At 69.1% G+C, this 14,642-nt stretch carries 11 protein-coding genes; 3 read left to right on the top strand and 8 right to left on the bottom strand.

Annotation, left to right across the window (positions count from 1 at the left end):
- Nucleotides 1-99: 99 nt before the first annotated feature.
- Nucleotides 100-1,245 (bottom strand): acetylserotonin O-methyltransferase, encoded by a 1,146-nt coding sequence (locus CLD20_RS02820; protein WP_224405085.1) that lies wholly within the window; start codon nt 1,243-1,245, stop codon nt 100-102.
- A gap of 43 nt (nt 1,246-1,288) precedes the next feature.
- Nucleotides 1,289-2,161 (bottom strand): polyprenyl synthetase family protein, encoded by an 873-nt coding sequence (locus CLD20_RS02815; RefSeq protein WP_224405084.1) that lies wholly within the window; start codon nt 2,159-2,161, stop codon nt 1,289-1,291.
- 123 nt (nt 2,162-2,284) lie between these two features.
- Between CLD20_RS02815 and crtD the strand changes: the two genes are divergently transcribed.
- The gene (gene crtD / locus CLD20_RS02810; protein ID WP_224405083.1) at nt 2,285-3,784 is read left to right on the top strand and encodes a 1-hydroxycarotenoid 3,4-desaturase CrtD; all 1,500 of its coding nucleotides are present in this window, start codon (nt 2,285-2,287) and stop codon (nt 3,782-3,784) included.
- A gap of 59 nt (nt 3,785-3,843) precedes the next feature.
- Nucleotides 3,844-4,689 carry a carotenoid 1,2-hydratase gene (locus tag CLD20_RS02805; protein WP_224405523.1) on the top strand — a complete coding sequence of 282 codons (846 nt, stop codon included), beginning with the start codon at nt 3,844-3,846 and terminating at the stop codon, nt 4,687-4,689.
- 246 nt (nt 4,690-4,935) lie between these two features.
- Here the strand turns inward: CLD20_RS02805 and CLD20_RS02800 are convergent, their stop codons facing one another.
- The 6 genes from CLD20_RS02800 to bchI all read right to left on the bottom strand — a co-directional run bounded on the left by CLD20_RS02800 (nt 4,936) and on the right by bchI (nt 11,779).
- Nucleotides 4,936-5,091, bottom strand: coding sequence for a hypothetical protein (locus CLD20_RS02800; RefSeq protein ID WP_224405082.1), 156 nt, complete (start codon nt 5,089-5,091; stop codon nt 4,936-4,938).
- A 114-nt stretch (nt 5,092-5,205) separates the two neighbouring features.
- A complete protein-coding gene (locus CLD20_RS02795) occupies nt 5,206-6,267 on the bottom strand; it encodes a phytoene/squalene synthase family protein (RefSeq protein ID WP_224405081.1) in 1,062 nt (353 codons plus the stop codon).
- Nucleotides 6,248-7,780, bottom strand: coding sequence for a phytoene desaturase (locus CLD20_RS02790; RefSeq protein WP_224405080.1), 1,533 nt, complete (start codon nt 7,778-7,780; stop codon nt 6,248-6,250). The genes CLD20_RS02795 and CLD20_RS02790 overlap by 20 nt, the downstream gene beginning before the upstream one ends.
- Before the next feature lie 100 nt (nt 7,781-7,880).
- Nucleotides 7,881-8,780 (bottom strand): alpha/beta fold hydrolase BchO, encoded by a 900-nt coding sequence (gene bchO, locus CLD20_RS02785; protein WP_224405079.1) that lies wholly within the window; start codon nt 8,778-8,780, stop codon nt 7,881-7,883.
- A 112-nt stretch (nt 8,781-8,892) separates the two neighbouring features.
- The gene (locus tag CLD20_RS02780; protein ID WP_224405522.1) at nt 8,893-10,719 is read right to left on the bottom strand and encodes a magnesium chelatase subunit D; all 1,827 of its coding nucleotides are present in this window, start codon (nt 10,717-10,719) and stop codon (nt 8,893-8,895) included.
- Between the two features lie 31 nt (nt 10,720-10,750).
- Complete coding sequence (bchI, locus tag CLD20_RS02775) at nt 10,751-11,779, bottom strand: magnesium chelatase ATPase subunit I (RefSeq protein WP_224405078.1); 1,029 nt, start codon at nt 11,777-11,779, stop codon at nt 10,751-10,753.
- 472 nt (nt 11,780-12,251) lie between these two features.
- Between bchI and CLD20_RS02770 the strand changes: the two genes are divergently transcribed.
- Nucleotides 12,252-14,543 carry a bifunctional diguanylate cyclase/phosphodiesterase gene (locus CLD20_RS02770; RefSeq protein WP_224405077.1) on the top strand — a complete coding sequence of 764 codons (2,292 nt, stop codon included), beginning with the start codon at nt 12,252-12,254 and terminating at the stop codon, nt 14,541-14,543.
- The last annotated feature ends 99 nt before the right edge of the window (nt 14,544-14,642 follow it).

Raw genomic sequence — 14,642 nt, 5'->3', positions numbered from 1 at the left:
CGCCTCTATGGGCCTCTCGTGGAGCCTCGTTCGTGCTCTTCGGCGGCACTTTATCGGAGGTGTAAGTCTAGCTTTACCTCTTCATACGTCAAGCAAGATTTACACATTGGAATGATCCGGAACGGCGACCAAAACGCGCGCCAGCACCGGCGTAGGGCTCGGGACCACGCGGGTTCTGGCGAATCCGGCGCGTCTCAGCATGGTGCGAATCTCGGGCACGGAACGCGGCCGGCCGCGACCCATCGCCATCAGGTAAAAACCGAAATAGGCGTCCGTGGCCGGCTCGGAGGCCGGCGCGGCGGACATCGGCTCGGCGATCAGGAGCCGGCCATCGGGCGGCAGAGCCACCCGCGCGGCGCGGAAGAGCGTCATGACGGCATCGTCCGGATGATCGTGGACGATGCGCACCAGCGAAATGAGGTCGGCGCCCCGGGGCAACGGATCGCGCAGGAAGTCGCCGCCGATGGCCAGCGCCCGCTCGCCGAGCCCCTTGTCGGCGAATCGCTGCTGGGCGCGCGCGGCAACCGGCGGCAGGTCGAAGAGCGTCAGGCGCAGATGCGGCGCGCGCTCGGCCACCGCCGTCAGGAAGCTGCCGTCGCCGCCGCCCACATCGAGGATCTGGCGATGCCGGTCGAGCGGATAGGCGGCGAGAATCTCCTGCGAGATCATCGCCTGCGAGGTACCCATGAGCTGGGTGTAGGCGCCGACGCGCTCGGCCGGCAGGCTGGAGGGCGTTTCCGAGCGCGCATAGGACCAGTAGTTCTGAAGCTGGCGCTCGCCCGGCTCCTCGCGCAGCAGCGCCAGCGGCTCCTTGAGATCGGCGTAGAGGAGCGCGTGGTGTTCCACCATGGCGGCGATGCCGGGGTTGCCGATCATCGCCGCGCCGAGGGGACCCAGCCCCCAGCGGCCGCGGCTGCGGCGCGAGACGAGCTTCAGCGAGCCCGCCGCGCGCATCAGGCGCACCGTCGCCTCCTCCGAAAGGCCGAGGCGGCGGGCGAGATCGGGCACGGCCTGGGGGCCGGCGGCCAGGACATCGAAGAGCTGCAGACGCACGCAGGCGGCCAGGACCTGCGAATAGACGAAGCCGGCGGTGACATCGAAGAGGGAGCGGGCCTGGCGGCGGGCGATCGGCCGCGTCAGCGGATTGGACGCCGCCCAGGCACGAAAGCGGGGGCTGGCGACCAGACGGTCGCGCAGCGACAGAACCGGCTCCAGCCAGAACGTCGCGAGATCAGAGGCCTGCATATCGTTCTTTACCCGTGGGACGAGGCCCCGGCTCCCAGCCTTCTCAGGCGGCCGCCCTGTCGGCGAGCTTCTTCGGCACCAGCCGCTTGGCTTCCGACATGACGAGCGCCTTCAACTGATCGGAGCCCTGACAATCGGGGACGGCGGCGACAGCGCCCGCCACGAGGCCGGAGAGCCGCTCGACCGTGCCATGCACGCCGAGCTCGCGGACGGTGCTCGGGCGGCCGAGACGCGCATCGCAGCCGACCGGCTTGCCGAGTTCTTCCTCCGCCGCGACCGCGTCGCGCAGATCGTCAGCGACCTGATAGGCCTCGCCCAGACGCTCGCCGAGCGCCCGCCACGGACCCGGATCCGCCCCGGCCGCCACCGCGCCCGACACGGTCGCGGCCGTGAAGAGCGCGCCGGTCTTCGCACGATGGTAGTCGGAGACGGACACACGCGGCTCGCTCTCCCAGCCCTGGCCGGCAACGATGCCGGCGGGCATGCCGACGGCGCGTCCGAGGGTAAGGACGAGGGATGCGAGCCGGCTGGGGGCGCAGGCCCCTGCCCGCGCCAGCGTCTCGAAGGCCAGAACGATCAGCCCGTCGCCGGCCAGAACCGCCAGGGGTTCGCCGAAGGCGCGATGGACGGAAGGCCGCCCGCGCCTCGTCTCGGCATCGTCGAAACAGGGCAGATCGTCATGCACCAGCGAGGCGCAATGGATGAGCTCAAGGGAGGCCGCAGCGGCGGAGGAAAGATCCGGCTCGTCGTCGCCGCAGGCCGATGCGACGGCAAGACACAGCCGCGGCCGGATGCGGGCCCCTCCAGGAAAGACGGAATAGCGGATCGCTTCGGCCAGCTGCGGCGGCGCGCCGGCCGCTTCGGCATGGCTGACCGCCATGTCGAGAGCCTGTTCGATGCGGACCAAGGCTTCCATGACGCCCCCCTAAGCTCCCGTTTTGTCAGCCTTTGTTGTCACAAAGGAGTGTCAATCAGGATGGACAGATGCTACCCGTAAGTCAATGCTTTCATCGACCTTGCGGGGGGAGGAAATGTCGCGGTGCCTACCAGCCGTGTGATCGTCGTCGGAGCCGGGATCGGCGGGCTGGTGGCGGCGCTTACCCTCGCCTCGCGGGGCGCAGCGGTCACGCTCATCGAGAAGGAAAACGCGCCCGGCGGCAAGATGCGAGAAGTCGCAGCCGGCGGGGCGAAGATGGATGGCGGGCCGACCGTCTTCACCATGCGCCACCTCTTCGAGGAGATCTTCGAGGCGGCCGGCGCCTCGCTCTCGTCCGAGCTGAAACTCAAACCGGTGGAGACGCTGGCGCGCCATGCCTGGAACGGCGAGGAACGGCTCGACCTCTTCGCCGATATCGGCCGCAGCGCGGAGGCGATCGGCGATTTCGCGGGGCCCCGGGAGGCCAGCGGGTATCTGCGCTTCTGCGAGCGGGCGCGGCGCATCTTCCAGACGCTCGACCGTCCCTTCATCCGCGCCGAGCGGCCGAGCGTGCAGAGCCTGATGAAGGGCGTCGGCTTCTTCGGCATGCCGCGGCTGATGGAGATCAGCCCTTTCACCACGCTATGGAGCGCGCTCGGCGAGTTCTTCGCCGATCCGCGCCTGCGCCAGCTCTTCGGGCGCTATGCGACCTATTGCGGCTCCTCGCCCTACCTGTCGCCGGCGACGCTGATGCTGATCGCCCATGTCGAGCAGGAGGGGGTGTGGCTGGTGGAAGGGGGCATGCACCAGGTGGCGGTGACGCTCGCCCGGCTCGCCCGCGAAAGGGGGGCGAAGATTCGCACCGGCGAAAGGGTCGCCGAGGTGCTGGTCAGCCGCGGGCGGGCATCGGGTGTGCGGCTTGCCAGCGGCGAGGTTGTGGAGGCGGACGCCGTGATCCTCAACGCCGACGTGGCGGCGCTGGCGAACGGGCATTTCGGCGGGGCGGCCGCGCCGGCCGTCGCCCTTCCCGGCGGGGCGCAGCGCTCTCTCTCCGCCCTCACCTTCTCCGTTGTCGCCGAGACGGAAGGCTTCGACCTCATCCGCCACAACGTCTTCTTCTCAGACGATTACGCCGGCGAGTTCGAGCGGATCTTCCGCCAGGGCGAACTGCCGAACGTGCCGACCGTCTATGTCTGCGCCCAGGACCGCGGCGACCGGCCGGGTGGACCTTCGGGCGAAGAAAGGCTTTTCATTCTGGTCAACGCGCCGGCGCGCGGCGACGTGAAGCCGCTTGAGGCGGAGGAGATTGCCCGATGCGAGGAACGGACGTTCCGGCTGATGGAACGATGCGGCCTGAAGCTGAGGATCGCGGAAGGCGCCAAGACGATCACCGGGCCGAACGAATTCGAAAAGCTGTTCCCGGCGACGGGGGGAGCGCTCTACGGCCAGGCCTCGCACGGATGGAAGGCCTCGTTCGAGCGGCCGGGAGCGAGGACGCGCCTGCCGGGCCTCTACATGGCGGGGGGCAGCGTGCATCCGGGAGCGGGGGTGCCGATGGCGGCGCTGTCGGGCCGGATGGCGGCGGAGCGGCTCATAACCGACTTCGCTTCGACGCGCCGGTAGAGCCGGGCGGCTATCGCTGGTGGTATGTCGACGCGCTCAGCGACGACGGGCGCCACGGGCTGACCATCATCGCCTTCGTCGGCTCCGTCTTCTCGCCCTACTACGCCTGGGCGCGCCAGCGCGGGCGGGCGGCGCCGGAAAATCACTGCGGCATCAACGTCGCGCTCTACGGCAAGGCCGGCAAGCGCTGGTCGATGACGGAGCGCGGCAAGAAGGCCCTCCACCGCACGCCGCAGGCGCTCGTCGTCGGCCCGAGCGCGGTCTCCTTCGACGGCAGCGGCGTGACGATCCGCATCAACGAATGGACGGTGCCGATCCCCACGCGCCTCAAGGGCGTCGTGCGCATCAAGCCGGCGGCGATCACGCCCGGCCCCTATGCGCTCGACGAGGAGGGGCGGCATTGCTGGTGGCCGATCGCGCCAGCGGGGCGCGCCACGGTGCGGCTGGAACACCCGCATCTGGCCTGGCAGGGCGAGGCGTATATGGACTGCAACTGGGGGAGCGAGCCGCTCGAGGACGGCTTCGTTTCCTGGGACTGGTCGCGCGCGGCGCATCCGGACGGGGCCGCCGTCCTCTACGACATGCAGCGGCGCAAGGGCGGGCGGCGCACGCTCTCGCTGCTCTTCGACCGGCAGGGCGGCGCCCGCGCCTTCGCCCCTCCCCCGCCTGCGCCGCTGCCGACGACCCGGATATGGCGGATCGCCCGCGGCACGCATTGCGAGACGCAGAATGCGGCGAAGGTGGTGGAGACGCTGGAGGATACGCCCTTCTACGCCCGCTCGCTCGTCTCGACCCGGCTGGCGGGCGCGGAGGTGACGGCGGTGCACGAGAGCCTTTCGCTGGAGCGGTTCCGCAAGGGGTGGGTGCGGATGCTCCTGCCTTTCCGGATGCCGCGAGCGGGCTGAGCCCGCGGCGGAGGCCCTTGCCTCAGCGCTTCTTGCCGCTGCGCAGCTTGTAGACGACGAAGACAATCGCCAGGGCGATCAGGCCGCCGATCGTCATCAGTGTCAGCGAGGGAAGCAGTGCCATCTCACCCATTGTCCATCTCCCTTGATCCGATTCTTCGGGCGCGTGGACAGTAGGGAGGGCTGCCGCCGCTCACAAGCGGCGGAGCGACGCGCGACGCAAGGCGCGGGCGGCTTCCGTCATCCTCAGCGCTGGATCGCGCGGCGCTTCTTCTCTTCTTCCTCGCGCTCCATGCGCATCCGGTCGCGCCGCAACGAGACGAGCTGCCAGATGCAGAAGACGAGGCAGCCCCCGAAGATGAAGACCAGCTCGAAGATCACCATGGGACCGGGACTTGCCATCACTGCTCCCCCTTTCGCCGGCGTCTCTCCGAGGGCCGGCTCATGGTCCGAATGCGAGGCAGAGCATGACAGAAAGTGGGAAAGTCCAGAAGAGCGGCGCGAGGAAACCGGCAGCTAGGTGCGGAGGCGGGCCCCCGCCTCGCGCTGGGAGAGATCGGCAAAAAGGTCGATCACCCATTCGGTGTGCTCGCTGACGCCCCGGCGGCGGACCTGGCGGCGCAGATACGGCGATTCGGCCGCGGCGACGGCGGCATCGACCAGGAAGCGGGTCTCCGGCAGCGGCGCGAAGGTCAGCCCCTTGGAGCAGGAAAGCCGCGTCGCGGATGTGCGGGCGAGAAGCCATGCCTTGCGAGAGGCCGGCACGACGGCACGCTGGGAGACCGAATCGAGGCCCCGGCGCTCCAGCTCGCGGCCGATCTCGGCATAGAGGCGGCAGGCGGCGTGGATCGCCGGCCGGCAGTTCCAGGGAAGGCGCGCAATGCCGCTGGTGGCGCGGGCGTAAAGCTGGTCGGCCTCACCAAGAACGCGCCCGATAACACCGCCGAGCTCTTCGCTGAACTCCGGCCGGCGCAGCCATTCGTCGGGATCGATCCCCGCCTCGCGCATCCATTGCAGCGGCAGGTATATGCGCCCGTTGCGGGCATCCTCGCCGACATCGCGGCAGATATTGGTGAGCTGCATGGCAACGCCGAGGTCGCAGGCCCGGGCGATGACCGGATGGCCGCACTCGCCCATCAGCATCGCCATCATGGCGCCGACCGTGCCGGCGACGCGGGCGGCATAGGCATGCAGGTCGCTCAGCGTCTCGTAGCGGCGGCCCTCCACGTCCCAGGCGAAGCCCTCCAAAAGCGCATCGGGGATGCTGCGGGGAATGCCGTAGCGCAGCACGATCTCGGCGAAAGCGCGGTCGGCCGCAATCGGGGCCGGACGGCAGGCATAGGCGTCATCGAGGCGCTGGCGCAGGCGATGGAGCGCGCCGATATCGCCGCCGGAAAGGTCGACGGCGTCGTCGGAGAGACGGCAGAAGCCGTAGAGCGCGTAGGCCGGCTCCCTCACCTGCGGCGGCAGGAGCATGGAGGCGGCGAAGAAGGTGCGCGAGCCGGTGCGAATCAATTCGCGGCAGGCGGCATGGTCGGCCGGCGTCGCCAGCGGCGCATCAGGCAAGAGCGGCTGCATCCGGGACCACCATGTCGAGAACCTTTGCTGAGGAGAGGACGCCCGGCACCCCGGCGCCCGGATGGGTGCCCGCACCGACGAGATAGAGGCCTTCCACGTCCTCGCTCTTGTTGTGCGGACGGAACCAGGCGCTCTGGGTGAAGAGTGGCTCCAGCCCGAAGGCGGCGCCCTTGAAGGCCAGAAGACGCTCCCTGAAATCGACCGGCGTCGCCACGCGCGAGGAGACGACGTGCTCGCCGAGGCCGGGAAGCGTCGTCTCGGCGAGGAACGCCTCGATCTTCCTGCGGTACGGCTCGGCCTCCACCGCCCAGTCCGTCGCGGAATCGAGATGGGGCACGGGCGAGAGGACATAGAAGGCGTCGCAGCCCTCCGGTGCCAGCGAAGGATCGGTCGCCGTCGGCCGGTGCAGATAAAGGCTGAAATCCTCCGCCAGCTTCTTCTTCCTGAAGATGTCGTTGACCAGCGAACGGTAGCGCGGGCCGAAGAGGATGGTGTGGTGGGCCACATCCTCGTAGCGGCGATCGGTGCCGAAATACCAGACGAAGAGGCCCATGGAGTAGCGGGCCTTGTCGATCTTGCGGTCGGTCCAGCGCTTTCGCGCGGCCGCGGGGATGAGGTGGCGGTAGGTCCAGGCCGAATCGGCATTGGAGACGACGATATCGGAGCGGAGCGTCTCGCCGCCGGCGAGCCTGACGCCCTTTGCCCGGCCGTCCTCCACCAGGATCTCCTCGACGCAGGCATTGTAGCGGACATAGCCGCCCTGCCCTTCGACGAGGCCGACCATCGCCTCCGCCAGGCGCCCCGTACCGCCCATGACGAAGTGGACACCCCATTTGCGCTCCAGATGCGCGATCATGGCGTAGATGGAGGTGATGGCGAAGGGATTGCCGCCGATGAACAGCGGATGGAAGCTCAGCGCCGTGCGCAGGCGCTCGTCCTTCACGTAGCGCGCCACGCAGCCATAGACGGTGCGGAAGCTCTGCAGGCGCACGAAATCCGGCAGCACCCTGGCCATGTCCATGAGCGAGCCGAAGGGCACATGCGCCAGGTCCTCGAAGCCGACTTTGTAGATCTTCTCCGCCTCGGCCATGAAACGCTCGTAGCCGGCGACGTCGTCCGGCGAGAAGCGAGCCACCTCGCGGCGCATCGCTTCCGGATCGTCGGAGCATTCGAAGATCTCGCCCCGGTCGAAGCGCAGCCTGTAGAAGGGCCTCAGCGGCCTCAGCTCGATATCGTCGGAGAGGCTGCGCCCGCAAAGGGCCCAGAGCTCCTCCAGCAGGAAGGGCGCGGTGATGATGGTCGGCCCGGAATCGAAGGTGAAGCCATCCTGACGGAAGACGTAGGCACGCCCGCCCGGCTTATCGAGCTTTTCCAGGATGGTGACGCGGTAGCCGCGAGCGCCGAGCCTGATGGCGGCAGCGAGCCCGCCGAAGCCCGAGCCGATGACAATCGCATGCGGCTGGTGCTCCGCCTCGGCAGTGACAGGAACGTTCGACGAAGCACGTGTCAACATAGCCTGACACTAACCCGGTCACCGCCCCGCAGGCAACGCGAGAAGCGCGTCTGGATGCGGCCTGAGCGCGCAGATGCGCTAGATTCGCCTATGCCGGGGATCATCCGAGGATGGCGTGCGTGCGGGCAAGCCTCAGGAAGAGGTCGGCGATGACCTGCGGATCCTCCTCATGGGCGAGATGGCCGAGACCGGTCACGTACTCCACCTCGGCGGCGGGGATGATCTCCTTCACCCGGAAGGCGGTCTGCGGCGAGATGGAGCGATCCTCGCCGGCCGCGACGAGGACGAGCGGCGTCCTCAGCTTCGCCATGTCGCGCTCCAGAGGCCCGAGCTCCCAGTTCGCCATCATGTTGATCGCCGCCCAGACATGACCGGTGTTGCGGGCCAAGAGCTCGTACCATTCGATATCCCGGCGCGGCAGCTTCGAGCCGGTGCCGTCGATGAGGCGGGTGACGGAGCGCCGGTCGACCGACGCGCTCCAGGAGAAGAAATGCGCCGAGAGGGTGGAACGCGCCATCACCTTGGCGACGGGGGAAAAGAACTGCCCGGCCATGCCCGACAGCGGCAGGAGCGCACCGTTGAGGCTGACGAGGAGGCTCGGATGGGCAAGGCCGTCGAGGCACATGCGCATCAGGATGGCGGCGCCCGCCGAATGGCCGACGACCATCTCCGGCTCGATGTCGAGCACTGCGAGGAGCGCGGCCAGATCCTTTGCCATGCCCGGCATGGAAAGGCGCTCCGGCGCCGGCTTGTCGGTGAAGCCGTGGCCCGGCAGGTCCATCGCGACGACGCAGAAATGCCGGGCGAGGATCGGCATGATGGCGCCCCAGGAATGGGTCGTCGCGCCGGTGCCATGGACGAGCAGGAGGAGCGGCCGCCCCTCCTCCGCCTCGCCCATCTCCTGGACATGCCAGGTAAGGCCCGCCGCCTCGACGAAGCGGCTCGCATCGCGATTCGGCCAGGAACGGCCCTCGCGGTCCCAGTTCAACCTTTCAGGCATCGACGCTCGCCGCCCCGTCCGCTGACGTCCACTGCCCGGAAAATGCCAATCCGATGGGTGCCGGCCAAGCCTTTTCGTTCCACATGTCTCTTACGCCGCCACTCTCTTGCGCCTACGCCGCCACGGGCGAACCCCGGCCCGGCGCGACCGCCTGCACGGCGCGCGACATGGCGGCGGCGTCCGCATAGGGTAGCGGCAGGTAGGTCGCCCCCATCTCGGCGGCGATGCGCGCGCCCCTCTCCTGAGGCCGCGGCGAGGTATCGATCAGCACCGCCTTGAGCCCCATGACCCGGAACACTTTCGCGGCAGCGAAGGCGTCCTCCTCGGCTTTCGCGCGACCCGGCTCGCCATCGCGGGCGATGTTCGCCCGCCCGTCCGTCAGGAGCACGATGGAAGGCGTCTGGCCCTTGCGCCTGACGCTGTCGGCAAGACCCGCCGCCGCATCGAGCGCGGAAGCGAGCGGCGTTCCGCCCCCGCCCGGCATGCCGGCGAGCGAGCGCTTGGCGCGCGCCAGGGAGCGTGTCGGCGGCAGGACGATCTCCGCCTCGGCGCCGCGGAAGGCGATCAGGGCCACCTGGTCGCGGCGGACGTAGCAATCGGCCAGCACCATCTCCACGGCGCCCTTGGCCTCGGCAAGGCGGTGAAGCGCGGCCGAGCCGGACGCATCGACGACGAAGATCGTCACGGTCTCGGAACGCTCCTTGTAGCGGGCGATGCGGAAATCGTCGCGCCGCACCTCCACGCGCGGGCGCGCGGTCGCCTGCCCCTTGGCCTCCCCCCTTGCCTCGACCGAGCGGCGCAGCGGCTGCCAGGGCGCGGCGGCGCGCAGCGTCTCCACGACATTGAGGCGAACCCCATCCCTGAGGTCGCCGGCGCGCGAGCCGATCGGCCGGCCGCGAAGGCCCGACTGGCGCTCCGCCCCGGCCTTGCCGCCCTGCGGCCCGCCGGAGCTGCGCCGCTCCATGCCGGCCTGCAGCGCGGCCAGAAGCCCCTCCGGGATGGCGGCCTTCGCCGCATCGAGAACGACGTCCTCCAGCGGCCTGTCCCTGGCTTCTTCCTTGTCCTTTTCCTGGTCGGCGCCCTCTTCAGGCGGCTCGGGGGGCTGTTCGGGCGGGGTCTCCTCCTCGCCCTCCTCCTCCGTCATCGGCATCATGGTGGCGCGCGGCGCCAGAACGAGGCGCGCGGCGACCTCCAGATTCGTCTCGCCGACCTCGCTCTCGCCGCTGAGGGCGGCATGGGCACGGGCGACACGGCCGGCCAGCATCGGGGCGCGCAGGGAGCCGATGCCGAGCGCCATCGCCGTGCCGCAGAGCGCCTGCAGCGCCTTGTCGGAGAGTTCGATGGCGCCGTAGCGCGCGCGGGCATCGGCGACCTCCCCTTCCGTCACTTCGGGCGCATCGAGGCTTCTGAGGCTGACGGCGGAAAGATCGAGATGGAAGGCAAGCCGGTCGAGCAGCGCCGCGGGCGGGCTTTCTTCCTGCGAGACGCCCTCGTCGAGCGCGATGACGCCGAAGCGCGTCGGGGTGCGAAGGGCGAGCCCGTCGCGCTCCAGAACCACTTCGCCCGCATCCATGGCGGCGACGAGATGGGCCGCCTTGCCGGAGGCAAAGCGCTCGGCCATGGCGAGGACGACGAGACCGCCATCGGCGGCGGCCAGGATGCCGCGCTCGGCGACGGGCCGGCCGGCGCTCAGCGTGGCGGTGAGATCGAGGCCGCCGAGAAGCCGGCTGTCGGTGACGTGCAACGGGATGCGGCGCAGCGGCGCCGCCTCGGGCAGGAGCGGACGCAGGACGCCGAGCCAGGCCTCGCGCGCCGGGCCGGAAAGGCCGCGCAGGGCCGCCCCGCCGAGATCGGCGGGCGCGACGGAAAGAAGAGCGGCGGCGAGCGCGGCATCGGCCCAGGCCGCCTGGGCGAGAACATCGCCCGGCCGCTCGCCGATGGCGGGGCCTTTCAGGCCCTTATGCGCGCCCTCATTCTGCGCCAAAGATCTCCTCCAGCGCCCGGCCGACACGCACGCTCGAGCCGGAATCATCGAGAACGTTGCGGCGCAGACGGTGGCGCAAAGCCGGCGGCGCGATGCGGCGAAGATGGGCATCCGTCACCTCGCCGTCGCCGTCATAGGCGGCGAGCGCACGGGCGGCGCGCATCAGGGTGAGCTCGCCGCGCAGGCCGTCGGTGCCGAGCGCGATGCACAGCTCCGCCGCCCTCTCCAGCGCCTTGTCGGGCACCACGACATCCGCCAGCCGCTCCCGGGCGTGGGTGATCCGGCCGCGGAGCTGACCGTCCTTGCGCTTCCATTTGTCCACGAAGGCTTCCGGATCGCGCTCGTAAGTGTCGCGCCGGCGCACGACGTCGATGCGGGTCGGCAGGTCCTCGGGCGTCTTCACCTCGACGGAGAGACCGAAACGATCGAGAAGCTGCGGGCGCAGCTCGCCCTCCTCCGGATTGCCGCTGCCGACGAGGACGAAGCGGGCAGGATGGCGCACGCTCAGCCCCTCGCGCTCCACGACGTTCTCGCCGGAGGCGGCGACGTCGAGCAGGAGGTCGACCAGATGGTCCTCCAGGAGGTTGACCTCGTCGATGTAGAGGAAGCCGCGATGGGCGCGCGCGAGCAGGCCCGGCTCGAAGGCCTTCTCGCCGCGGGTCAGGGCGAGCTCGAGATCGAGCGCGCCGACGACGCGATCCTCCGTCGCGCCGAGCGGCAGGTCGATGACGGGAACGGGCACCACTCGGCTCTTCAGAGCGCCCTCGGCGGCCCGCTCGCGGCAGGAATCGCAGAGCTTGCCGGGCAGGTTCGGGTCGCAGCCATAGGGGCAGCCGATGACGACACGCATCTTCGGCAGGAGCGCGGCGAGCGCGCGCACGGCCGTCGACTTGCCGGTGCCGCGGTCACCGAAGACGAGGACGCCGCCGATGGACGGATCGATCGCCGCCAGGAGCAGCGCGGTCTTCATCTCGTCCTGACCGACGATCGCGGAAAAGGGGAAAGGCTGCGCCATCTTCAGACCTTACGGGCTTGTTCTCATTCAGGGACCGAGCCTGGCGCCTGCCAGGCGGGCCATCGCGGCCCGGCCGCGCCGGGGCGACCGGCGATGTACATCAACGACGTCGTCTTCGGAAGGAATGGTGTTCAGGTGAGTCCTCATCCTCACAGTGAAGAGCGGGACGGGCAACTTCTCGCGTGCCGCGACCGCGGCGCGGACCGGAAGGCGGGCCGCATCCGAAGTCGCGCGGGGAGAAGCCGCGCGAGGCGAACCTGAAGTGCACCCATTCTTCAACTGCGTCCAGAGTTTCGCCGCCAGTGTGCTGAAAGTTCGCAGGAACGGATTGCTTTTCCGGCGCAGCGCGAGGCGCCGGCGATACCGGCCCGCGGGGACAACAAAACGTGATCTTAACTGCCTCTTAGCGCCGTGAACCTTAGCTCTAGCATCTTCAGCCTTGCTTCCTGCGAAAGGCACACAGGACGAATCGATGGTTGCCGAGAAATCGAGCGTGCGCGGATACCCCGTGCGGGCCAACGAGCATGAGCGGCTTCAGGAGGTCCTGAAGTATCAATTCGCCGACGGCGGCGCCAATTCCGCGCTCAACCGCATCTGCCAGCTCGCCCAGCGTCTCTTCGGCGTTCCCATCACGCTCGTCACGCTGCTCAGCGAGGACGAGCAGACTTTCATCGCCAAATGCGGCATCGATCTCGATCGGACGGCGCGCGCGGACGCGATCTGCAACTGGACGATCGAGCGCGACGATGTCCTTGCCGTGCCGGATACGCGCGCCGACCCGCGCTTTGCGGACAATCCGTATGTCACCGGCGAGACCGGACTGCGCTTTTACGCCGGCGCGCCGCTCAGCCTCCGGCCCGGGCTGGCGCTCGGCTCGCTCTGCCTGCTCGACACCCAGCCGCGGGAGTTCTCGCCGGAAAACTGCCAGACGCTTGCCGCGCTCGCCGCGCTCGCGACGAACGAGCTTCAGCGGCTGCGCACGATCATCGACCTCAAATGGCAGACACGGATCCTGTCGCAGGCGACGCGGCTCAGCAAGGTCGGAAGCTGGGCCTTCGATCCGGCGACCAAGCGAATGACCTGGTCGGCGGAAATGTACCGCATCCACGAGCTCGACCCGGCCGTGACGCCAACCATCGCGCTGTCAGAGGCCTTCTGGGAGGAGGATGAACGCGAGCAGATCCGCACGGCGCTCGGGGATCTGATCCGGCAGGGAAAGCAATTCGACCGGGAGATCGCCATCACGACCGCCAGCGGAAGGAAGCGGTGGATCCGTTGTCTGGGAGAGGCCGAGCAGATCGACGGCACGATCGAGCGCATCCTCGGCTGCGTGCAGGACATCACCGAGGAGCACGACTATCAGGACAATCTGGAGCGGATCGCCTTCCGCGACCGGCTGACCGGCCTTTCCAACCGGTCGCATTTCCTGGAGCGGCTGGCCGGTGCGACGAGCCGCTGCGACACCGAGGATCGGCAGATGGGGATCGTCATCCTCAGTCTCGACGACTTCAAGAATTTCAACGAGACGCTGGGCCACGATGCCGGCGACCGGCTGCTGCAGGCGATGGGCGCGCGCCTCGCCGAGGCGGCGCGGCCGCAGGACCTGGTGGCACGCCTCGGCGACGATGAATTCGGCCTCATCCTGCCGGACATCGAAGGACCGGAAGAACTGCGGGCGATCGGCGCGGGGCTTCTGGAGCGCCTGCGTCCGGCCTTCGAGATCGACGCGCGATCCTTCAGCGTGACGGCGGGCGCGGGCGCGGCCGTCTATCCGGGCGACGAAAGGGATGCCGACGGGCTGATGCGCGCGGCCAGCCTCGCGCTGATGCGGGCCAAGCGCGCCGGGCGCAACCAGATGGCGATGTTCGAGCCGTCCATGAAGGTCGAGGTGGAGTCTCGCGCGCAGCTTCTGGAAGATGTGCGCGCCGGCATTTCTGCCGGCCAGTTCCACCTCTATTACCAGCCGATCGTCAGCCTCAACCAGCCGCACCGCGTTTCCAAGTTCGAGGCGCTGATACGCTGGGAGCATCCGACGCGCGGGACGCTGAGCCCGGCCGCCTTCGCCACGGCGCTGGACGATTCCACGACCTCGCTTCTCCTCGCCGACATCGTGCTCGACCAGGCGGTGAAGCAGGCCCGGCTCTGGCTCGATGCCGGGGTCGAGTTCGGCGCCATCGGGATCAACCTCGCCCCAGCCCAGTTCCGCGCGGTCAACCTGCCGGAGACGATTCTTTCCAGGCTGGCGGCAAGCGAGGTCGCGCCCCGGCACCTCGTCGCCGAGGTGACGGAGAACATCTATCTGGGGCCCGGGTCGGAGGATGTGGCGGACACGCTCAGGACACTCCACCAGGCCGGGATCCGCATCGCGCTCGACGATTTCGGCACCGGCTTCGCCTCGCTCTCGCATCTGAGGGACTTTCCGATCGACCGGCTGAAGATCGACAAGTCTTTCGTGCAGAATCCGGAAAACGACGCCATCGTCCGCGCCGTCGTCATGCTCGGCTCCGGCCTCGGGATGAAGGTGGTGGCGGAGGGCGTCGAAGACACCGACCAGATCGCGCGGCTCTGCGAGATGGGCTGCGACGAGGCGCAGGGCTACTATTTCTCCAGGCCGATGCCGGCACGCGAGGTTCCATCCTTCCTCGACGCCTTCAACGGGCGCGGCCTGGCCGGCGCGCAGGGCGCGCGAAATCTTGCCGGTTTCGGCCTCGCCGATCCCGACGACGCTCCCTCCATCCTGTCTGCCCAGGTGCGCTACCGGTAGTTCGCGGGGCCGCAGCCACGGGCGAAGAAGCGCCGGCGGGCCAGCCAGTGCGGTCCGCACCCATTCAGGTGCATTTCCAGAGCACGTGATTCACGGCTG

This window comes from Afifella sp. IM 167 (assembly GCF_020144925.1).
In the GTDB taxonomy this organism is placed as follows: domain Bacteria; phylum Pseudomonadota; class Alphaproteobacteria; order Rhizobiales; family Afifellaceae; genus Afifella.
Note: the sequence above shows the minus strand (reverse complement) of the source record. Positions and strands in the feature narration are given on the sequence as shown.

Excerpts from the sequence above, each read along its gene's own strand:
- CLD20_RS02800 (WP_224405082.1), bottom strand. The coding sequence starts at position 5,091 with ATGGCAAGTCCCGGTCCCATGGTGATCTTCGAGCTGGTCTTCATCTTC.
- CLD20_RS02820 (WP_224405085.1), bottom strand. The coding sequence starts at position 1,245 with ATGCAGGCCTCTGATCTCGCGACGTTCTGGCTGGAGCCGGTTCTGTCG.
- CLD20_RS02795 (WP_224405081.1), bottom strand. The coding sequence starts at position 6,267 with ATGCAGCCGCTCTTGCCTGATGCGCCGCTGGCGACGCCGGCCGACCAT.
- bchO (WP_224405079.1), bottom strand. The coding sequence starts at position 8,780 with ATGCCTGAAAGGTTGAACTGGGACCGCGAGGGCCGTTCCTGGCCGAAT.
- CLD20_RS02815 (WP_224405084.1), bottom strand. The coding sequence starts at position 2,161 with ATGGAAGCCTTGGTCCGCATCGAACAGGCTCTCGACATGGCGGTCAGC.
- CLD20_RS02790 (WP_224405080.1), bottom strand. The coding sequence starts at position 7,780 with ATGTTGACACGTGCTTCGTCGAACGTTCCTGTCACTGCCGAGGCGGAG.
- bchI (WP_224405078.1), bottom strand. The coding sequence starts at position 11,779 with ATGGCGCAGCCTTTCCCCTTTTCCGCGATCGTCGGTCAGGACGAGATG.
- CLD20_RS02770 (WP_224405077.1), top strand. The coding sequence starts at position 12,252 with ATGGTTGCCGAGAAATCGAGCGTGCGCGGATACCCCGTGCGGGCCAAC.